21 protein-coding genes are annotated in these 20,000 nt (G+C 71.1%); 14 read left to right on the top strand and 7 right to left on the bottom strand.

What is annotated here, in order from left to right; translation table 11 throughout:
* The first annotated feature begins 24 nt into the window (after positions 1 to 24).
* The 4 genes from FHG71_RS06330 to der are packed head-to-tail and all read left to right on the top strand — an operon-like array spanning position 25 to position 4,848.
* On the top strand, positions 25 to 1,227 hold the full coding sequence (locus FHG71_RS06330; RefSeq protein ID WP_139080778.1) for a multidrug effflux MFS transporter: 1,203 nt from the start codon (positions 25 to 27) through the stop codon (positions 1,225 to 1,227).
* A gap of 18 nt (positions 1,228 to 1,245) precedes the next feature.
* Positions 1,246 to 2,013, top strand: coding sequence for a hypothetical protein (locus FHG71_RS06325; RefSeq protein WP_246045361.1), 768 nt, complete (start codon positions 1,246 to 1,248; stop codon positions 2,011 to 2,013).
* Positions 2,014 to 2,016: 3 nt separating this feature from the next.
* Positions 2,017 to 3,315 (top strand): PQQ-like beta-propeller repeat protein, encoded by a 1,299-nt coding sequence (locus FHG71_RS06320; RefSeq protein ID WP_139080777.1) that lies wholly within the window; start codon positions 2,017 to 2,019, stop codon positions 3,313 to 3,315.
* A gap of 57 nt (positions 3,316 to 3,372) precedes the next feature.
* Positions 3,373 to 4,848: a ribosome biogenesis GTPase Der gene (gene der, locus FHG71_RS06315; protein WP_139080776.1), complete on the top strand. Its 1,476-nt coding sequence runs from the start codon at positions 3,373 to 3,375 to the stop codon at positions 4,846 to 4,848.
* Between the two features lie 96 nt (positions 4,849 to 4,944).
* Here der and FHG71_RS06310 read toward each other — a convergent pair whose 3' ends face one another.
* On the bottom strand, positions 4,945 to 5,658 hold the full coding sequence (locus FHG71_RS06310) for a TspO/MBR family protein (RefSeq protein ID WP_139080775.1): 714 nt from the start codon (positions 5,656 to 5,658) through the stop codon (positions 4,945 to 4,947).
* Between the two features lie 125 nt (positions 5,659 to 5,783).
* On the bottom strand, positions 5,784 to 7,076 hold the full coding sequence (gene serS / locus FHG71_RS06305) for a serine--tRNA ligase (RefSeq protein WP_139080774.1): 1,293 nt from the start codon (positions 7,074 to 7,076) through the stop codon (positions 5,784 to 5,786).
* A gap of 192 nt (positions 7,077 to 7,268) precedes the next feature.
* Between serS and yajC the strand changes: the two genes are divergently transcribed.
* From yajC to FHG71_RS06260, 9 genes are all read left to right on the top strand, one after another.
* Positions 7,269 to 7,553: a preprotein translocase subunit YajC gene (gene yajC, locus FHG71_RS06300; RefSeq protein WP_139080773.1), complete on the top strand. Its 285-nt coding sequence runs from the start codon at positions 7,269 to 7,271 to the stop codon at positions 7,551 to 7,553.
* Position 7,554: 1 nt separating this feature from the next.
* The gene (gene secD, locus FHG71_RS06295) at positions 7,555 to 9,219 is read left to right on the top strand and encodes a protein translocase subunit SecD (protein WP_139080772.1); all 1,665 of its coding nucleotides are present in this window, start codon (positions 7,555 to 7,557) and stop codon (positions 9,217 to 9,219) included.
* 9 nt (positions 9,220 to 9,228) lie between these two features.
* Complete coding sequence (gene secF / locus FHG71_RS06290; RefSeq protein ID WP_139080771.1) at positions 9,229 to 10,197, top strand: protein translocase subunit SecF; 969 nt, start codon at positions 9,229 to 9,231, stop codon at positions 10,195 to 10,197.
* 8 nt (positions 10,198 to 10,205) lie between these two features.
* A complete protein-coding gene (locus tag FHG71_RS06285) occupies positions 10,206 to 10,562 on the top strand; it encodes an Mth938-like domain-containing protein (protein WP_139080770.1) in 357 nt (118 codons plus the stop codon).
* A complete protein-coding gene (gene ccmA, locus FHG71_RS06280) occupies positions 10,559 to 11,176 on the top strand; it encodes a heme ABC exporter ATP-binding protein CcmA (protein WP_139080769.1) in 618 nt (205 codons plus the stop codon). The genes FHG71_RS06285 and ccmA overlap by 4 nt, the downstream gene beginning before the upstream one ends.
* A gap of 139 nt (positions 11,177 to 11,315) precedes the next feature.
* Positions 11,316 to 11,972, top strand: a complete 657-nt coding sequence (gene ccmB, locus FHG71_RS06275; RefSeq protein ID WP_139080768.1) for a heme exporter protein CcmB — start codon at positions 11,316 to 11,318, stop codon at positions 11,970 to 11,972.
* A 42-nt stretch (positions 11,973 to 12,014) separates the two neighbouring features.
* Positions 12,015 to 12,749, top strand: coding sequence for a heme ABC transporter permease (locus FHG71_RS06270; RefSeq protein ID WP_139080767.1), 735 nt, complete (start codon positions 12,015 to 12,017; stop codon positions 12,747 to 12,749).
* Positions 12,746 to 12,901, top strand: coding sequence for a heme exporter protein CcmD (ccmD, locus tag FHG71_RS06265; protein WP_139080766.1), 156 nt, complete (start codon positions 12,746 to 12,748; stop codon positions 12,899 to 12,901). Before FHG71_RS06270 ends, ccmD begins: the two co-directional genes overlap by 4 nt.
* The gene (locus tag FHG71_RS06260; protein ID WP_139080765.1) at positions 12,894 to 13,439 is read left to right on the top strand and encodes a DsbE family thiol:disulfide interchange protein; all 546 of its coding nucleotides are present in this window, start codon (positions 12,894 to 12,896) and stop codon (positions 13,437 to 13,439) included. Before ccmD ends, FHG71_RS06260 begins: the two co-directional genes overlap by 8 nt.
* Positions 13,440 to 13,606: 167 nt before the next feature.
* Here FHG71_RS06260 and acnA read toward each other — a convergent pair whose 3' ends face one another.
* On the bottom strand, positions 13,607 to 16,300 hold the full coding sequence (acnA, locus tag FHG71_RS06255; protein WP_139080764.1) for an aconitate hydratase AcnA: 2,694 nt from the start codon (positions 16,298 to 16,300) through the stop codon (positions 13,607 to 13,609).
* A gap of 219 nt (positions 16,301 to 16,519) precedes the next feature.
* On the opposite strand from acnA, the gene FHG71_RS06250 reads away from it, so the two are divergent.
* Entirely contained in the window at positions 16,520 to 17,224 is a 705-nt protein-coding gene (locus FHG71_RS06250; protein ID WP_139080763.1) for a DUF1223 domain-containing protein, read from the top strand.
* On the opposite strand, the gene FHG71_RS06245 is transcribed toward FHG71_RS06250, so the two are convergent.
* The 4 genes from FHG71_RS06245 to FHG71_RS06235 form a co-directional block, all read right to left on the bottom strand.
* Positions 17,221 to 18,120, bottom strand: coding sequence for a lysophospholipid acyltransferase family protein (locus tag FHG71_RS06245; protein ID WP_139080762.1), 900 nt, complete (start codon positions 18,118 to 18,120; stop codon positions 17,221 to 17,223). The genes FHG71_RS06250 and FHG71_RS06245 overlap by 4 nt on opposite strands.
* Positions 18,121 to 18,195: 75 nt before the next feature.
* Positions 18,196 to 19,227: a FliG C-terminal domain-containing protein gene (locus FHG71_RS06240; protein ID WP_139080761.1), complete on the bottom strand. Its 1,032-nt coding sequence runs from the start codon at positions 19,225 to 19,227 to the stop codon at positions 18,196 to 18,198.
* 75 nt (positions 19,228 to 19,302) lie between these two features.
* A complete protein-coding gene (locus tag FHG71_RS23455) occupies positions 19,303 to 19,458 on the bottom strand; it encodes a hypothetical protein (protein ID WP_176559309.1) in 156 nt (51 codons plus the stop codon).
* 61 nt (positions 19,459 to 19,519) lie between these two features.
* Positions 19,520 to 19,999, bottom strand: a complete 480-nt coding sequence (locus FHG71_RS06235; protein ID WP_218014042.1) for an autoinducer binding domain-containing protein — start codon at positions 19,997 to 19,999, stop codon at positions 19,520 to 19,522.
* Between the last annotated feature and the right edge of the window lies 1 nt (position 20,000).

Genomic DNA, 20,000 nt, shown 5'->3' with positions numbered 1-20,000 from the left:
ACACCTTTTCAAGGAAGCATCCCCATGCATTCCTCGTTGTTCCGCACGGCCCTCGTGCTCGGCCTCTTGTCTGCCATCGGGCCCTTCTCCATCGACATGTACCTGCCGGCGCTTCCCGCCATCGCGGGCGACCTCGGAGTGACCGAGACGCAGGTTCAGCTCACCATCACGCTCTACTTCCTGGCCTTCGGCGTGAGCCAGTTCCTCTGGGGGCCGATGGCCGACGCCTACGGGCGCAAGCTCCCGCTCGTGCTCGGGATCGGGCTCTTCGCCATCGGCTCGGTCGGCTGCGCGCTGGCGCCCACGCTCGGCTGGCTCGTGGCGGCGCGCTTCGTCCAGGGGATCGGCGGCGCGGCCGTGGGGGTCGTGCCCCGCGCCATCATCCGCGACCGCTACACAGGGATCGAGGCCACGCGGCTCATGGCGCTCGTCATGCTGGTCATCGCCGTGTCGCCCATGCTGGCGCCGCTCGCCGGGTCGGTGGTGCTGGCGTTCGGCGGCTGGCGGGTGATCTTCGGCGTCCTCGTGGGCGTCGCGGCCATGAGCCTTCTGATCACGCTCTTCGCATTGCCCGAGACGCTGGCGCGCAAGGACCGCGTGCCCGTGAACCTTCGCTCCATGGGGGCCGGATGCCGGGTGCTGCTGTCCGATCCGGTCTTCATGGGGCTGACCTTCGTCGGCGCCTTCGGCTTCGGCAGCTTCTTCGTGTTCATCGCCACGGCCTCCTTCGTCTACACCGAGCATTATGGCCTGACGCCCACGGGCTTCTCCATCGCCTTCGCGGTGAACGCCCTGGGCTTCTTCGCCGCGAGCCAGATCGCCGCGCCGATGGGTCAGCGCTTCGGGATCGTGCCGGTCATGCGGCTGGCCCTGATCGGCTTCGCCGCGGCGGCCTTCGTCCTGCTCGCCGCAACCTGGGCGGGCTGGGGCACGCTGCCGGTCCTCATGGCCGGGCTCTTCGTCGCCAACGCCTTCCTTGGTCTCGTGATGCCCGCGACCTTCGTCATGGCGCTGGAGGAACACGGCGACATCGCGGGCCTGGCCTCCTCGCTGGGCGGCACGCTCCAGATGGTGACGGGGGGGCTCCTCGTCACGGCGCTCGGGCCCTTCTTCGACGGCACGCCCCTGCCGATGGTGACGGCCATCGCGCTCTGCGCCGCGCTGGCCCTGGGGATCGGGCTCGCGGTCCTGCGACGGATGCCGGCCCCCGCGCTGGCGGGGGAGTGAGGTGCAGGAGCGGGGGTCTTGGCAGCCCCCGCGATCCCGGGCTATGACGGGCGGGACTTCGGGCCCGCCCTCGGCGCCCCAAGACCATGGGCCAAGGGGAGGCCGGGCGTGGCCAACACCAACGACAGCTTCATCGACGAGGTTTCCGAAGCGCTGCGCCGCGACCGGATGAACCGCTGGTTCCGCCGCTGGGGCTGGCTGATCGCGCTGCTGGTCCTTGCGATCGTGGGCGGAGCCGCGGCCTTCGAGTGGCGGCAGTCCCGCGCCGAGGCAGCCGCCGAGCTGCGCGGCGAGGCGCTCCTGTCCGCGCTGGAGATCCCCGATCAGGCGCAGCGGCTTGCCGCCCTGACCGAGCTGCCGCGCGAGGGTGCCGAAGGCGTCGCCGCCGCGCTGGTCCTGGCGGACGAGCAGCTTGCCGCCGGTGACGCCGAAGCCGCCGTGGGAACGCTCAACGACGTGGCCTCGGACGGCGAGGTGCCGCCGCTCTACCGCGACCTGGCCGCCTTCAAGGCGTTGATGGCGCAGGGGGCCGAGGCCGACCGCAGCGCGCTGGAGGCGCTGGCGCAGCCCGGCGCGCCCTTCGGGCTTCTGGCGCAGGAGCGCATCGCGGTGCTCGACCTTGAAGCCGGGAACCGCGACCCGGCCATCGAGCGGCTGCGGGCCATCAGCGCCGATGCGGGCGTGACGCCCGGACAGGCCGGTCGGGTCGAGGCGCTGCTGACGGCGCTGGGCGTGGCCCCCGAGGCGCCCGCCCCGGAAGCCGTGGCCGAGCCCGCAGGGGAATAAAGCATGATCCACAAGACCTTCGGCGTCACTCTTGTTGCGGCGCTCGGGCTGTCCGCCTGCGGGCCGGGGCCCGACACGATCCTTCCGGGCGAGCGGCTGCCCCTTCGCGCCGGCACCTTCGCGAATGCCGTGCCCGTGGCCGCTCCGCGCGGGATCGCCTTGCCGCCCGCGACCGTCAACGCCGACTGGACGCATCGCAACGGCGGGCCGTCCCACAACGTGGGGCATCCCGAGCTGCCAGGGGCGCTGACGCTCGCCTTCTCCACGCCGATCGGCGAGGGCGACAGCCGCCGCGCCCGCATCACCGCCGAGCCGGTGATCGCCGGGGGACGGGTCTTCACGCTCGACGCCCGCGCGACGGTGAGCGCTTTTTCGACCGGCGGCCAGCCGCTCTGGACGCGCGAGGTCGTGCCGGCGGCCGACAGCCGGACCGACGCCTCGGGCGGGGGCGTCGCGACCGATGGCGCAACGGTCTATGTCAGCACCGGCTTCGGCCGGCTCCAGGCGCTCGACGCCGCGACGGGCGAGCTGCGCTGGACACAGGACCTCGACGCGCCGGGGTCGGCGGCGCCGACGGTGATCGGCGATCTCGTGCTGCTCGTGGCGCGTGACAGCCAAACCTGGGCGCTCGATGCCGTCACGGGGCGCATTCGCTGGACGGTCGCCGGGCTGCCCTCGACGGCCACCTGGGCCGGCGGCGCGGGCGTCGCAGCGAACGGCGAGGCCGTCGTGCTGCCCCATCCCTCGGGCGAGGTGCGTGGCGCCTTCCCGCAGACGGGCCTCGTGCGCTGGACGAGCGTCGTGGCCGGCACGCGCCAGGGCTCGGCCGCCGCTTTCGCCGCCACCGACATCGGGGGCGATCCGGTCATCTCGGGCGGCACCGTCTATCTGGGCAGCGTCTCGGGCCGGCTCGCGGCGCTCGATGTCGCGACGGGCGACACGCTCTGGTCCATCGCGGAAGGCGCGGTCTCGCCCGTGTGGCCCGCCGGCGATTCCCTGTTCCTCGTCAACGACCTGGGCGAACTTCTTCGCGTAGAGGCGGCAAGCGGCGGCGTCATCTGGCGCGTCCCGTTGCCCCAGGCCGAGCGCAGGCGCGGCGTCACGGCCTTCTACGGGCCGGTGCTCGCGGGCGGGCGGCTGATCGTGGCGACCTCGGACGGGGCGCTGCGGCAGTTCGATCCCGCCACGGGGGCCCCGCTGGGCGACGTCACGCTGCCCTCGGGTGCGGCCTCGGCCCCTGTCGTGGCGAACTCCACGCTCTACATCGTCACCGAGGACGGGCGTCTCAACGCCTTCCGCTAAGGCCGTGTCCCGCCCCTGCCGGGCCGGGATGCGCGCCAGAATGAAAGACCAACGCGCATGACCTTCAGGCTCGCCATCGTCGGCCGTCCCAACGTGGGCAAGTCCACCCTGTTCAACCGACTCGTGGGTCGCAAGCTCGCGCTGGTGGACGACCAGCCCGGCGTCACGCGCGACCTGCGCGAGGGGCAGGCGCGGCTGGGCCCGCTGCGCTTCACGGTGGTCGACAGCGCGGGGCTGGAGGATGCGACCGACGATTCGCTCCAGGGCCGGATGCGGCGGCTGACCGAGCGCGCCGTGGACGAGGCTGACGTCTGCCTGTTCCTCATCGACGCGCGGCAGGGCGTGACGCCGACCGACGAGATCTTTGCCGACATCCTGCGCCGCAAGAGCGCCCATGTGATCCTGGCCGCCAACAAGTCCGAGGGGCGCGCGGGCGAGTCGGGCTACCTGGAGGCGTTCAGCCTGGGGCTCGGGGAGCCGATCCGTTTGTCGGGCGAGCATGGCGAAGGCATGGAGGATCTCCTGTCGGTCCTGATGCCGCTGGCCGAGGAGTTCGAGGCCCGCGACGCGCAGACCGCCGAGGAGGCGCCCGAGACCGACGTGGACCTTGGCTGGTTCGGCGAGGAGACCGAGGAGGACGCGGAGGCCGCCGAGGACTGGCGTCCTTCCGAGAAGCGTCCGCTCCAGATCGCCGTGGTGGGGCGCCCGAACGCCGGGAAGAGCACGCTCATCAACCAGATCCTGGGCGAGGAGCGGCTGCTTACGGGCCCCGAGGCGGGGATCACCCGCGACGCGATCTCCATCCCCATGCAGTGGGAGGGGACGCCCGTCCGCATCTTCGACACCGCCGGGATGAGGAAGCGCGCCAAGGTCACGGACAAGCTGGAGAAGCTGTCGGTGTCGGACGGCCTGCGCGCCGTGCGCTTCGCCGAGGTGGTTGTCGTGCTGCTCGACGCCGACATCCCCTTCGAGCAGCAGGACCTGCGCATCGCCGACCTTGCCGAGCGCGAGGGGCGGGCGGTGGTGGTCGCGGTGAACAAGTGGGACCTCGTCCCCGACCGGGAGGCGCGGCTCGCCGCGCTCAAGGAGGCCTTCGAGCGGCTGCTGCCGCAGTTGCGCGGCGCGCCGCTGGTGACGGTCAGCGCGCGAACGGGGCGGGGGCTCGACCGGCTCCACGCGGCCATCGTCAAGGCGCACGAGGTCTGGAACCGCCGCGTGCCGACGGCGCAGCTCAACCGCTGGCTTCTCGGCATGACCGAGGCGCATCCGCCGCCCGCGCCCGGCGGCCGGCGCATCCGCATGCGCTACATGACGCAGGTGAAGGCGCGGCCCCCGGCCTTCGTCATCATGTCCACGCACCCCGAGGACGTCCCGGCGAGCTACGAGCGCTACCTCGTCAACGGGCTGCGCGAATCCTTCGACCTGAAGGGCACGCCCATCCGGGTCATCCTGCGGGATGCGGGCGCCAAGAACCCCTACAAGGGGAAGAAGGGCCCGGGCGGGCCGTCGGCGCTGCGCAAGCACCTGGGGTGATTCGGAAAGGGGCGATCCGGGCGTTCTCATGATCCCAGGATCGCGCCCGAAGGTTAACAGGTCCTTCGACCACCGCGCGGTCGTGTTAACGAAAGGTTACGCGACCTGCGGGTCCTGGCCCCGTGCCCAGGCGACGGCCGCCACGGTCGCGATCCCGGCCAGGGCCAGGAGGGTCACGCCCGGGAAGGCCAGCCCGTTCTTGGCCGCGATGCCGAAAAGCGCCCAGGCGAAGGCGGCGGCGAAGGCCCAGGCGCGGGGCCTCTGCCACAGGACCGCGAGCGCCACGACGAGCGCGAGGGGCAGGCCGAGGAAGGCCCAGCCGAGCGCGTCCGTCAGCACGCCGTAGCCCGCGCCCAGGGCCGCCAACGACACAAAGGTCGCCGCCGTCAGCCAGCCTGCGTAGAGCCCGACCGGCGTGCGCAGGAGGAGGGTATCCCGGTCGGGCGTGCGCAGGAGCGCCGCGATGGCCGTCAGGGTCATGGGCACGATGAGGACGGTGGCCCATTCCGCCGACTGCTGCGCGACCCAGAGCCAGGGGGTGCCGAGGACGAGGCTGGCCAGAAGGGGCCCGCGGACCCGATCCCAGTCGGGGTCCTCGGCGCGGCGCCAGAGGCCGAAGGCGGCGGAGGCGACGAGGCCCAGGTAGATCACGCCCCAGATCGCGAAGGCCCAGCCCGCGGGCTGGATGGGCGGGTCCTCCTGCGGGATGGGGAGCTGGCCGGCCTCGAAGCCGTCGAACTGGCCCGACCAGAGAGGCGCGGTGGCGAAGGCCAGGGCGAAGAGAAGGGTCAGCAGAGGCAGGGGGCGCATGGTCCTCGGGTCCGTTCGGGGGCCCGGCGCGGCGGGTGCGCCGGTTGTCCTCTTGACCTAGGTGGCGTCCCGGCCTTCACCAAGAGCAGACCGGGCCATGGACCGGTCCGAGTCGGGGATCGGCCTCAGGCGAGCTTGCCCTCGGCGGTGATTCGCGTCGCGCCGCGCAGGTAGGGGTGGAGCGCCTGGGGCAGCGTCACCGAGCCGTCCTCCTCCTGCCCGTTCTCCAGCACGGCGATCAGCGTGCGGCCCACGGCGAGGCCCGAGCCGTTCAGGGTATGCACGAACTCGGGCTTGCCGCCGCCCTGGGGGCGGAAGCGCGCGTTCATGCGGCGGGCCTGGTAGTCGCCGCAGGTCGAGACGGAGCTGATCTCGCGGTACTTGTCCTGGCCGGGCAGCCAGACCTCGATGTCGTGGGTGCGGCGCGCGCCCGCGCCCATGTCGCCGGTGCAGAGGACGACCGTGCGGTAGGGCAGGCCCAGACGCTCCAGCACCGTCTCCGCGCAGCGGGTCATGCGGCGGTGCTCCTCGTCCGACTCGTCGGGGCGGGTGACCGAGACCATCTCCACCTTCTCGAACTGGTGCTGGCGGAGCATCCCCGAGGTGTCGCGGCCGGCGCTCCCGGCCTCCGAGCGGAAGCACTGGGTATGGGCGACGTAGCGGCGGGGGAGGTAGGAATCCTCGACGAGGACGCCGTTGACGATGTTGGTCAGCGTCACCTCGGCGGTCGGCACCAGCCACCAGCCGTTGGTGGTCTGGAACGAATCCTCGGCGAACTTGGGGAGCTGGCCGGTGCCCAGCATCATCTCGGACTTCACGAGGACGGGGGTCCAGGTCTCGGTCAGACCGTGCTCCTCCACGTGGAGGTCGATCATGAACTGGGCGAGCGCGCGCTGGAGGCGGGCCATGGCGCCGGACAGGACGACGAAGCGGCTGCCCGAGAGCTTGGCGGCGGTCTCGAAGTCCATGCCGTCACGGGCGGCGGGGATGTCGTAGTGTTCGAGCGGCTGGAACGCGAAGTTGCGCGGGTGCCCCCAGCGCCGGATCTCGACGTTGCCGGACTCGTCCTCCCCGTCGGGCACGTCCGGGTAGGGCAGGTTCGGGATGAGGAGGAGCATCTCCTCCAGCTCGCGGTCCTTCTGCTTGGCCTCGTCGGTCAGGCGCGCGACCTCGGCCTTCTTCTCGGCCACCAGCGCGCGCAGGCGCTCGAACTCCGCGTCGTCGCCGCGGGCCTTGGCGGCGCCGACCTCCTTGGAGGCGCGGTTCTGCTCGGCCGTGGCGGACTCGGCGGCGGTGATGCGGGCGCGCCGCTCCTCGTCGAGCGCCAGGATCGCGGGCGTCACGGGGGACAGGCCGCGCCGGGACAGCGCCGCGTCGAAGGCGGCCGGGTTCTCTCGGATGGCGCGGATGTCGTGCATGGACTCGACCTTACAGGTGGCTGGTTAAGTTCGCGTGAACGCGGCCCCTATGCCGGATCGGCCCGGCCGGGGAAAGATGCGACGCGCCCGCCCGCACCCCTCACGCCTTGGTGCGGTGGACAAGCGGGGGGTGCGCCCCTATGTTGCCGCGAATTTTCGGGGGGCCGCCCCCGCGCAATGCAAAGGACCCCCATGGAAGGCATCGCTTCCCTCGTCCCGCTGATCCTCGTCTTCCTGATCATGTACTTCCTGCTGATCCGGCCCCAGCAGAAGAAGCTCAAGGAGCATCAGGCCATGGTCGCGGCGCTGCGCCGGGGCGACCAGGTCGTGACCTCGGGCGGCATCCTGGGCCGCGTGACCAAGGTCAAGGACACCGAGAACGAGGTCGAGATCGAGATCGCCCCCGGCGTGAACGTCCGCGTCGTCCGTTCCACCATCCAGAGCGTGCTCTCGAAGACTGAGCCCGCGAAGGCCTGACATGATCTTCATCCCCCTCTGGCAGCGCGTCCTGGTCGTCCTGGCCACGGTCGCGGCGATCCTGTTCGCGGCGCCGAACCTGTTCTACGACCGGGTCGAGCGGTCCAATGACGCCCGCGCCTCCATCGCCGAGGGCGTGACCGCGCCCGAGCTGGAGGCCGACGCCGCGCTCTGGCCGGAATGGCTGCCCTCGGGCCTCGTGAACCTTGGGCTGGACCTGCGGGGGGGCGCGCATCTGCTGGCCGAAGTGCAGGTCACGGACGTCTACGCGAGCCGCATGGACGCCTACTGGCCCACGATCCGGGACGCGCTGGCGGCCGAGCGGGACACCGTGGGCTTCGTCACGCGCGAGGAGGGGGGAGACCCGTCGCAGCTTCGCATCCGCATCTCCGAGCCCGCGGGCGCGTCCCGCGCGGTGGAGATCGTGCGGGGGCTGGCGCAGCCCGTCGTCACGCTGACGGGGGGCGGCGCCTCCGACATCGAGGTGACGGCCAGCGGCGACATCCTGACGGTGCAGCTGTCCGAGGCCGAGCGGGCCGCCACCGACGACCGCACCGTGAGCCAGGCGCTGGAGATCGTGCGCCGCCGCATCGACGAGGTCGGCACCCGCGAGCCCACCATCCTGCGCCAGGGCGCCGACCGCATCCTCGTGCAGGTGCCGGGCGTGGGCAGCGCGCAGGAGGTCAAGGACATCATCGGCACCACCGCCCAGCTCACCTTCAACCCGGTGCTGCAGCGGACCACCGATCCCGAGGCCGACCCGGGCGCCGGCAACGTGCTGCTGCCGTCGCTGGACGAGGAGGGCGTCTACTACGTCCTCGAACGCGCCGCGGTCGTCACGGGAGAGGAGCTGACCAACGCCCAGCCGTCCTTCGACCAGAACGGCAACCCGGCGGTGAGCTTCCAGTTCAACCCGCAGGGTGCGCGGGCCTTCGGGGAATACACCGCCGAGAACATCGGCGAGCCCTTCGCCATCGTCCTCGATGAGGAGGTCATCTCGGCCCCCGTCATCCAGAGCGCGATCCCCGGCGGCTCGGGCATCATCACCGGGCAGTTCACCGTCGAGGAATCGACCGAGCTGGCCGTGCTGCTGCGGGCGGGCGCCCTGCCGGCCGAGCTGACCTTCCTCGAGGAGCGGACCATCGGGCCCGAGCTGGGCGAGGACTCGATCCAGGCGGGGCAGAGCGCCGCTTATGTCGCCATGGTCCTGGTGACCCTGTTCATGGTCGCGTCCTACGGCTTCTTCGGCGTCCTCGCGGTGGTGGCGCTGGTCATCAACATCATCATGATCATCGGCATCATGTCGGCCATCGGCGCCACGCTGACGCTGCCCGGCATCGCGGGCATCGTGCTGACCATGGGGCAGGCGGTGGACGCCAACGTGCTGATCTACGAGCGCATGCGCGAGGAGATCCGTCGCGGGGCGGGCCCGATCAAGGCCGTGCAGGAAGGTTTCAGCAAGGCCATCTCGGCCATCGTGGACGCCAACGTCACCACCTTCATCATCGCGGCGATCATGTTCTTCGTGGGCGCGGGCCCGGTGCGCGGCTTCGCGGTGACGCTGGCCATCGGCGTGGTCACCACGATCATCACCGGCGTGTTCGTGTCGCGCCTGCTCATCTCGCTCTGGTTCGCGCGGACCAGGCCCAAGACCATCGTCGTGTGAGGATCTGATATGGCCTGGCGCCTGCGACTCGCCCCCGAGACGACCAACATCGACTTCTTCCGCCTCCAGTACATCACGCTGGGGATCTCGGCGGTGGCGGTGCTGGTGTCGTTCGTCTCGTTCTTCGTCCTGGGGTTCAACTTCGGGATCGACTTCAAGGGCGGCACCACCATCCGCACCGAGTCGACGGTGCCAGTCGACGTGGGCGCCTACCGGGACGCGCTGGACGGCCTGGGCCTGGGCGAGGTGACGATCACCGAGGTCTTCGATCCGACCTTCGACGCCGACCAGCACGTCGCGCAGGTCCGCATCAGCGCGCAGGAAGGGCAGGAGGCCGTCACGCCCGAGACCATCGCCGCCGTCGAAACCGCGCTCCAGCAGATCGATCCGGGGATCGCCTTCCCGTCCGTCGAATCGGTGGGGCCCAAGGTGTCGGGCGAACTGATCCAGACGGCCTTCCTCGCCATCGCGGCGGCCTCGCTGGGGATCGGGCTCTACATCTGGATGCGGTTCGAGTGGCAGTACGCGATGGGCACCATCGTGGCGCTTCTGCATGACGTGATCGTCACGGCCGGGATCTTCTCGCTGTTCCAGATCCGGTTCGACCTGACCATCGTGGCGGCGCTGCTGACGATCCTGGGCTATTCGGTCAACGACACGGTCGTCGTCTTCGACCGGCTGCGGGAGAACCTGCTCAAGTACAAGTCCATGCCGCTGCGGGACGTGATGAACCTGTCGGTGAACGAAACGCTGTCGCGCACGATCGTCACGGCCGGGACGACGCTCCTTGCGCTGATCCCGCTGCTGATCTTCGGAGGCGACGTGATCCGGGGCTTCATCCTGGCCATGACGCTGGGCGTGTTCATCGGCACCTATTCCTCGGTCTACGTGGCCAAGAACATCGTGCTCTGGATCGGCCTGCCGCGCGGCGACAAGGCCAAGTCCTCGTCCAACAAGTTCGCCGACATCGACGCGTGAGCCAAGGCATGCAGCTTCACGAGATGCGCTTTCCCGACGCCCTTCCCGTGGACAGCTACGGGCCCGGCTTCTTCCGCGTGGGCGGGCAGGTGATCCAGGGGCCGCTGCTGATCCTGCCCGATTCGGGCGTCCGGTCCTGGGGCGGCTGGGAGGACACGGCGCTGATCCTGGCCGAGGGGCCCCGGCTCGACGTGGTCTTCGTGGGCACGGGGGCCCAGATGGCCTACCTGCCGCCGGGCTTCCGCGCCGTGATGGAGGACGCCGGCGTGGGGGTCGAGCCCATGGCGACGCCGTCGGCCTGCCGGACCTACAACGTGCTCCTGTCCGAAGGGCGGCGCGTCGGCCTGGCGCTGATCCCGGTGTGAGCCTGCGCGTCGAAGGCCTGTCGATCGCGCGCGGCGGGGTTCCGGTCCTCGAGGGCCTGTCCTTCGCGGTCGAGCCCGGGCAGGCGCTGATCCTGCGCGGGCCGAACGGTGCCGGCAAGACGACGCTCCTGCGCGTGCTGGCGGGCCTCGCCCCGCCGCTGTCGGGCCGGATCGACGCGACCCCCGAGAGCGCCGCCTATGCAAGCCACGCCGACGGCATCAAGGCCACGCTTTCGGTGACGGAGAACCTGCGGTTCTGGGCCGACCTCTACGGGCGGTCCTTTGGCGCGGAGGTGCTGGACGACTTCGACCTGCGCGCCCTGCGCGACCGACCGGCCGGCACGCTGTCGGCCGGGCAGTCCCGGCGGCTGGGCCTCGCGCGGCTGGGGGTGATCGGTCGGCCGGTGCTGCTGCTCGACGAGCCCACGGTCTCGCTCGACGCTGCCTCGGTGGCGCGCTTCGCCGCCTGGCTGCGCGAGCGGCACTTGGGGCAGGGCGGGCTCGCGGTGATCGCCACGCATGTGCCCCTCGGCCTCGACGCGCCCGAACTCGACCTCGGCCGGTTCAGAGCCAGCCCCCGCTCGACCCAGGGCTCGGACGCGGCCTTCCTGTGATGCCCCATCGACCCGGTGCAGACACGCAGGCGGGCGTTCGAGCGCCCGGACAACGGCCCGGGGGGCTATCGGCAACGTGCGGCGGCGAGCGGCGGGTGCAGGGCCGCGAAGCTGAGCCCGCCGCGCCCGGAGCTTCCGCATGACGGCCCTTCTCCACCGTGACCTCCGCCTCTCGATCCGTGCCGGGGGTGGCTTCGGCCTGTCGCTCGCCTTCTTCCTGATCGTGGTGGTGCTGGTGCCCTTCGCCGTGGGCCCCGAATCGGAGATCCTGGCGCGCATCGGCCCCGGCATCCTCTGGGTGGCGGCGCTGCTGGCCACGCTCCTGTCGCTCGACCGGCAGTTCGCCCTGGACCACGAGGACGGGGCGCTGCCGCTGATCGCCACCTCGCCCCTGCCGCTGGAGGCGGTGGCGCTCGCCAAGGCGGTGGCGCACTGGCTCACCACCGGCCTGCCGCTCACGCTCGCCGCGGCGCCGCTCGGGGTGCTCCTGAACCTTGAAGGCACGGCCTATGGCTGGCTGGTGCTGACGCTGGCGCTGGGCACGCCCGCGCTGTCGGTGATCGGCACCTTCGGCGCGGCGCTGACCGTGGGGCTGCGGCGCGGGGGGCTTCTGCTGTCGCTCCTCGTCCTGCCGCTCTACGTGCCCACGCTCATCTTCGGGGCCGAGGCGGCGCGGCGGGGGGCCGAGGGGATGGACGCCACGACCCCGCTCCTGATGCTGGCCGGGATCACCGCCGGAAGCCTCGCCCTGCTGCCCTTCGCCGCAGGGGCGGTCCTGAGGATCAACCTGCGTTGATCGGGCATTGAGGCAGAGGCCGTCCGAGACTATTGATCGCCCATGTCGATCTGGGACTATGCCAACCCCAAGAAGTTCATGGACACCACGACCCCGGCGATCCCCTGGATCTTCGGGGGCGCGGCGCTCTGCCTCGTGCTGGGCCTGGTCTGGGGCTTCTTCCTGACGCCCGAGGCCGACAAGTTCGGCTCCTCGGTCAAGATCATCTACGTCCACGTGCCCTCGGCCATGATGGCGATCAACGCCTGGGTCATGATGCTCGTGACCTCGCTCGTCTGGCTGATCCGGCGCCATCACGTCTCGGCGCTGGCCGCCAAGGCCGCCGCGCCCGTGGGCCTCACGATGACCCTGATCGCGCTCTGGACCGGGGCGGTCTGGGGGCAGCCGATGTGGGGGACGTGGTGGGCCTGGGACCCGCGGCTCACGTCATTCCTGATCCTGGGGCTCTTCTACCTGGGCTACATCGCGCTGTGGGAGGCCATCGCCGACCCCGACCAGGCGGCGGACCTGACCTCGGTCCTCTGCCTCGTGGGCTCGGTCTTCGCGATCCTGTCGCGCTATGCCGTGAACTTCTGGAACCAGGGCCTGCACCAGGGCGCGACGCTCTCGCTCGACGCCGAGGAGAACATTTCGGACGTCTACTGGCTGCCGCTCCTCGTCTGCATCGTCGGGTTCATCCTTCTCTTCCTGGCGCTCGTGCTGATGCGCACGGGGACCGAGATCCGCGTCCGGCGCCTGCGCGCGCTGGAGCGGCAGGCGCAGCGGGCCGTGGCATGATCCCGGACCTGGGCCGATACGCGACCGAGGTCCTGTCCGCCTATGGCGTGACGGTGCTGCTGCTCGCGGCCGTGACGGGCCAGAGCTGGCGCCGCTACCGCCGCCTCAAGGCGCAGATGGACGACGCCGAACGGAGCCGCCGCGATGGCTAAGGTCTCGCCCCTCGTCCTGATCCCGCCGGTGATCTTCGCCGCCCTCGCGGGGCTCTTCGCCGCCGGGATGCTGCGCGACGGCGGGCAGGAGCTGCCCTCGGCGCTGGTCGGCCAGCCCGCGCCGGGGGTGCCGGTCGAGACGCTGCCGGGCCTGCCGGGGCTCGATCCGGCGGTCCTGGCGGATGGCGAGGTGAAGCTCGTCAACTTCTTCGCCTCGTGGTGCGCGCCCTGCCGGGTCGAGCACCCGCACCTGACCGCGCTAGCCGAGGAGGGCGTGCCGATCTACGGCATCGCCTACAAGGACAACCCGACGAACTCGGTGGCGTTCCTGGAGGAGCTGGGCAACCCCTACGCCGCCGCCGGGCAGGACCCCTCGGGGCGGACGGCGGTGGACTGGGGCGTCTATGGCGTGCCCGAAACCTTCGTCGTCGCGGGCGATGGCACCATCGTCGCGCGCATGGCCAATCCCGTGACGCCCGACCTCGTGGAGTCGCGCCTGCGCCCCGCCCTGGCCGAGGCCGCCGCGCGGGCCGAGTAGGCCCGGAGCCCGGACCCTTCTCCCGTTCCGTTTCCCCCGCGCGCCGCCGCGGCGTGCCTCCGCGCGCGCGCTGCGGCCCGCCCGAACGGGCAAGGGGCGGGACCCTTCGGCCCCGCCCCTCGAACCCTCGTGGCGTGGCGCCCCCTGGCAGGGGCGCCGTTCGGCCGTCAGGCCGCCTTGGCGAGGTTGCGCAGCACGTAGTGCAGCACGCCGCCGTTCTCGACGTATTCGATCTCCACGGCCGTATCGATCCGGCAGCGCAGCGTCAGGTCGCGCCGGGTGCCGTCGGCGTATTCGATGATCGCCGGGACCAGCATCCGCGGCGTCACCTTGTCGAGGCCGCCAATGGACACCTTCTCGTCGCCCTTGAGGTTCAGGTCCTTGCGGGTCACGCCTTCGGTGAACTCGAAGGGAATCACGCCCATGCCCACGAGGTTCGAGCGGTGGATGCGCTCGAACGATTCGGCGATCACGGCCTTGACGCCCAAGAGCGCGGTGCCCTTGGCCGCCCAGTCCCGCGACGAGCCCGCGCCGTATTCCTGGCCCGCGAAGATCACGAGGGGGGTGTTCGCCGTCTGGTACTCCATCGCCGCGTCGTAGATCGAGGTCTGCTGGCCCGTCGGGCTGAGCGTGTAGCCGCCCTCCACGCCGTCCAGAAGCTCGTTCTTGATGCGGATGTTGGCGAAGGTGCCCCGCATCATGACCTCATGGTTGCCGCGGCGCGACCCGTACGAGTTGAACTCGCGCACCGGAACCTGACGCTCGACCAGGTATTTGCCGGCCGGGGTCGTGTCCTTGAACGAGCCCGCGGGCGAGATGTGGTCGGTCGTCACCATGTCGCCCAGCACCGCGAGGACGCGGGCCTGCACGAGGTTGGAGATCGCGCCCTTCTCCTGCGCCATGCCTTTGAAGTAGGGCGGGTTCTGGATGTAGGTCGAGGTCGGCGGCCAGTCGTAGGTCTCGCCGCCCGAGACCTCGACGGCCTGCCAGCGGTGGTCGCCCTTGAAGACGTCGGCGTACTTGGACTGGAACGCCTCGCGCGTGACGGTGCGCTCGACGAGTTCCGCGATCTCGGCCTGGGTGGGCCAGATGTCCTTGAGGAAGACGTCACGGCCATCCGGCGTCTGGGCGATCGGGTCCTTGGACACGTCGATGTCCATGTCGCCCGCGAGCGCGTAGACCACCACGAGCGGCGGCGAGGCGAGGTAGTTCGCCCGCACGTCTGGCGAGATGCGCCCCTCGAAGTTGCGGTTGCCCGAGAGGACCGACACCGCCACGAGGTCGTTGGACTGGATCGCCTCGGAGATCTCGGGCTGGAGCGGGCCGGAGTTGCCGATGCAGGTCGTGCAGCCGTAGCCCACGAGGTTGAAGCCCACGGCGTCGAGATCCTCCTGCAGCCCCGCGGCCTCAAGGTAGGCCGACACCACCTGCGAGCCGGGCGCGAGCGAAGTCTTGACCCAGGGCTTGCGCGTGAGGCCGAGCGCGCGCGCCTTGCGCGCCACGAGCCCCGCGCCGATCATCACGTAGGGGTTCGAGGTGTTGGTGCAGGAGGTGATCGAGGCGATCACGACCGATCCGTCGCCGATGGTGTAGTCCTGCCCCGCGACCGGGACCTCGTCCTTGGGGCCGGCGCCCTTGCGGTAGTCGGTGACGACCTTGAGGAAGCTGTCCGACGCCTGGTCGAGCGGGGTGTGGTCCTGCGGGCGCTTGGGCCCCGAGATCGCGGGCACCACGTCGCCCATGTCGAGATGCAGCGTCGAGGTGTAGACGGGCTCGTAGTCCGGCCCGCGCCAGAAGCCGTTCTCCTTGGCGTAGGCCTCGACGAGGGCGATGCGCGCCTCGTCCCGGCCCGACATGTGCATGTAGCGCAGCGTTTCCCCGTCGATGGGGAAGAATCCGCAGGTCGCGCCGTATTCCGGGGCCATGTTGCCGATCGTCGCGCGGTCCGCGAGCGGCAGGTGGTCGAGCCCCTCGCCGTAGAACTCGACGAACTTGCCGACCACGCCGTGCTTGCGCAGCATCTGCACGACCTTGAGCACGAGGTCCGTCGCGGTGGTGCCTTCGCGCAGCTTGCCGGTCAGCTTGAAGCCCACGACCTCGGGGATCAGCATCGACACGGGCTGGCCCAGCATCGCGGCCTCGGCCTCGATGCCGCCCACGCCCCAGCCCAGGACGGCCGCGCCGTTCACCATCGTCGTGTGCGAGTCGGTGCCCACGAGCGTGTCGGGGTAGGCCACCTCGTCGCCGTTCTGGTCGGTGTCGGTCCAGACGACCTGCGCGAGGTATTCAAGGTTCACCTGGTGGCAAATGCCGGTGCCGGGCGGGACCACGCGGAAGTTGCGGAAGGCGGTCTGCCCCCACTTCAGGAACTGGTAGCGCTCCAGGTTGCGCTCGTATTCCCGGTCCACGTTGGCCTGGAAGGCGCGGGGGTTGCCGAACTCGTCGATCATGACCGAATGGTCGATCACGAGGTCCACGGGGTTGAGCGGGTTGATGAGCTGCGCGTCGCCGCCCAGGCCCTTGATCCCGTCGCGCATGGCGGCGAGGTCCACCACGGCCGGAACGCCCGTGAAGTCCTGCATCAGCACGCGGGCGGGGCGGTAGTTGATCTCGCGGTCGGACTTGCCGCCGTTCGCGGCCCAGTCGCCGAAGGCCCTGATGTCGTCCACCGAGACCGAGAAGCCGCCATCCTCGAAGCGCAGGAGGTTCTCCAGCACCACCTTGAGCGAGGCGGGCAGGCGCGAGAAGGCGCCCAGGCCCGCGTCCTCGGCGGCCGGAATGGAGTAGTAGGCGAAGCTCTGACCGCCGACCGTCAGCGTGCGACGGACGCCGGCGCTGTCGTGGCCTGTCTGGATGGGCATGTGGCTGATCCTTCTGATGGCACCCGTTCCATATAGGTACGGGGTTCGGCGGTTTGTATACCATTGCACACCGGAAAGGGGAACCCCCTACCGCGTGGCCGGCGCGCCGCGGCGGCGGGGAACACAGGTTGCGCGCGCGCCCCTCTCCATTCATTGATTGGCACGGCGGCCGAGGCTCCCGTAAGCCCGAGGCACCTTCAGAAGGGCAGGCGGACCCCAATGCGACTTTCTTCGGCGACGTGCCTCGCCCTCGTCTCCTCCCTCGTGCCTGGACCGTCCCCTGCCGAATCCAAGCTTCCCGTGGTGGTGGAGCTTTATACCTCGCAGGGCTGCTCCTCCTGTCCGCCGGCGGACGCGATGCTCGCGGATCTGGCGCGGATGGACGGGGTGATCGCGCTGTCGCTCCATGTCGACTACTGGGACTATATCGGCTGGCCCGACAGCTTCGCCGATCCCGCCTATTCGCACCGGCAGGAGGCCTATGCCCGCGAGGCCGGCGAGAAGATGATCTACACGCCCCAGATCGTCGTGAACGGCCAGGACCGCTTGGTGGCGAGCGAGCCCATGCGAGTGATGGAGGTGCTGCACGCCCATGCGGACGCCACCACGCCCATCGAGCTGGAGGTGACGCGCCACGCGCACGGGCTGCGGATCGAGGCGCCGGCCCTGGATCTGGCGCATCCGCTCGAGGTCCAGCTCGTCCGCTACATGCCCGAGGACGAGGTCGCCATCACCGGCGGCGAGAACGCGGGGCTGACGATGGCCTACCACAACATCGTCACCGAATGGCGGACGCTGGGCGCCTGGGACGGACGCGAGCCGCTGTCGATGAGCGTGCCCGCCGACGGGCCCGAGGCGGCCGTGATCCTGCTTCAGGAGCCGGGCCCCGGCCGCATCCGCGCCGCGGCCGAGATCGCGCCCTAGGCCGGCGCCCCCTTCCAGCGGCGATGGATCCAGAACCACTGGCCCGGATGTGCCGCGACCTGCGCCTCCAGCCGCCGCGTGGCCTCCTCCATCATGGCGAGGGGCGTGGAATGGGGGATGGGTGCCTCCAGCACCGCGTCGAAGGTCAGCCCGTCCGGCCGCCGGATGCCCCAGTAGGGCATGAGCGCCGCGTCGAAGCGCAGCGCGAGGTCGGCCGCCGTGGTCGCGGTCATCGCCGGGCGCCCCAGGAAGGAAATCGGCACGCCGCCGCCGTCGTGCAGGTCGAAGAGGATCGTCGCCATCCCGCCGCGCCCGATGTGGCGGATGAAATCGCGCAGCCCGCGCCGGCTCTTGGGAAAGGGGAGGCCGCCGGGCCCCTTGAGGTTCTCGACATAGTGCCGGTTCACGTAGGGATTGTTCATCTCGCGGAAGAAGCCCCCGATCTGGAAGCCTTCCCGCATCAGCACCTGACGGGGCACGTCGAAGTTGCCGAAATGGCCGCTCACGAAGATCACGGGGCGCCCCGCGGCCCGCGCCGCCTCCAGATGCGGCCAGCCCTCGCCGGTGAGCTGCGTCCCGGCGAGGCGGGGGCCGAACTCGCGCCACGAATAGATCTCGATCAGGAGCCGACCGAAGTTGTCGAGCGCCTCGGCCGCGACCGCCTCCCGCCGCGCCTCGGGCCAATCGGGATGGATGAGCGCGAGGTTCGCGAGCGCCCGCCGCCGGTAACCCGCCAGCGGTCCCGCCACCCGTCGCGCCGCCGCGCCGAAGAAGGGCACGCGCCGGTCGTAGGGCATGGCCAGGGCCGCCCCGATCAGGCCCCGCAGCGCGAGGTCCACGGCCCGGTCGGTGAGCGTGCCTTCGCGCGGGGAAGGTGGATCGGAGGTTTCGGACATCGGCGCCCGCCAGGAGTGACGCCCGAGCCTTAGGCTTCGCGGCCCGGCCTGCCAAGGGGCGCGCGACGCGCGAGGTCACGCGCCCGCCTCCTCGGGGTCCACCAGCTCGATCTCGCCGGCGGCGGCGCGGTCGCGCACGGCCGTCACCACGGTGGCCTGCGCGGCCTCGGCCTCGGCGGGCTTGATCCGCTCGATCCCCGCCATCTCCTCGCGCAGCGATTCGGCCAGGCGCTGGGGCAGGCTGCCCAGAAGGAACTCGGCCGTCGCCACCTCGTCGGGGGCGCCCCTGGCTGCGGCGGCCAGCGCCAGCGCGGCCGTGCGCGGCTCCACCCCGCGAAGCACCTTGGGCACGTCCGCCGCGCGCAGCCGCCGGGGCAGGTGGACCCAGGTGAAGATCGCCCGGCGCACCCCCGCCGCGAAGTCACGGTCGGCGGCGTCGAGCCCACCCAGCACCTCCTCGCGCGTCGCGGGGGGCGAGGAGTTCAGGATCGCGCCCAGCCGTTCCTCGGGCGGAGCGGCGAAGGCGGGGGCGGGGGCCATGCAGTAATCCTCGGCCAGGGCGCGGCCGATGCGCAGCACGGCCTCCGGGGCGACGCGGCTCGTGCGGGAGACGGCGTAGGTGATGCGCCGCGCCTGCTCGCCCGGCAGCTTGCCCAGCACCTCGGCCGCCTTGGCCACCGGCAGCTTGGAGAGCGCCACGGCCGCGACCTCGACGCTTTCGCGGGTGAGCAGCGCGGCCAGCTCCGGGATGCCCAGCGCCGCGACGGCGCCCCAGGGATCGGTGCCGTTGCGGAGCGCGGCCTCGGCCTTGAGGCGGGCGGCGGCGGACGGGCTGATGTGGCTGGACAGCGCGGCCAGGGCCGACTCCTCGCCGCCCTGGACGGCCAGTCCCACGCCCTCCAACTCGTCCGCGAACTCGGCGATCACGGCGTCGAGGGTGCTGCGATCCACGACCGAAAGCTGCGCCATCTCGCGCGTGAGGCGGACCTGCGCCTCCTCGGGCAGGCCGGAGAGCGGCGGGAGCTGCCCGTCCGACAGGAGGAGGCGGACCACGATGGCAGCCTTGCGCCGCCGATCGAGCCGCGCAGGGTCGGGAGCAAGGGTCATGAAGGCATCCTGGCGCGTTGACCCCGCCAGGATGCCTCGCAATCCGTTAGGATTTGGTTGACGCCGCGGGGCCGATCAGCCCGTAACGATCGGGACGCAGCGGTTGGCGTCCCGGTCCCAGGTCTGGCCGTCCGCGCAGGACATGGTCGCCTGCTGCGAATGGCCCGAGCACTGGGCCCAGGCGGCGAGAGGGGAGGACAGGAGAACGAGGGTGAGGACGAGGCGCTTCATGGGGGCAACTCCCTGATGGATCGCGCCCCGATCTTAGCGCGCTGTGCGCCCTTGGCCAATCTCAACCGGATGGCAGGCCCGCGGACATCCGCCGAAGCGCCGACGAATCGAGATCGAAGGCCGTGGCGTCGTGCATCTCGGCCATGGTCCGCTCGATCTCGTCGATCTCCTCGGGCTCGAAGGAGCGGTCCGAGCGCGCGAAGCTGGCCATCGACCGGCTGTCGCCGCGCAGGAGGCTCACGCTCAGCCCATGGACCAGGCCGTGCCGCGCCGCCCGCCCGATCACGCCGGCCGGGTCCGCGGCCACGAGGGCGGCCCAGGTCACGGTGCCATCGTTGGAAAAGGCCCAGGCCACGGTGGGGTCGCGCAGGACCAGCCCCTCGCGGGCGTATTCCTCGATCCAAGGGGCAGGATAGGTCTGGAACAGGTAGCTGGGCGTGGTGAAGCGGACATGCAGCGCGATGGCATAGCCGGCGGGCGCGACGGCCCGGAGGCGATCGAGGCGTCGTGAAATCTCCGCTTCAAGAGTCATGACCGTCATG

Source organism: Rubellimicrobium roseum (genome assembly GCF_006152145.1).
Lineage (GTDB): Bacteria > Pseudomonadota > Alphaproteobacteria > Rhodobacterales > Rhodobacteraceae > Rubellimicrobium > Rubellimicrobium roseum.
This window is presented reverse-complemented; position numbering and strand designations above follow the sequence as displayed.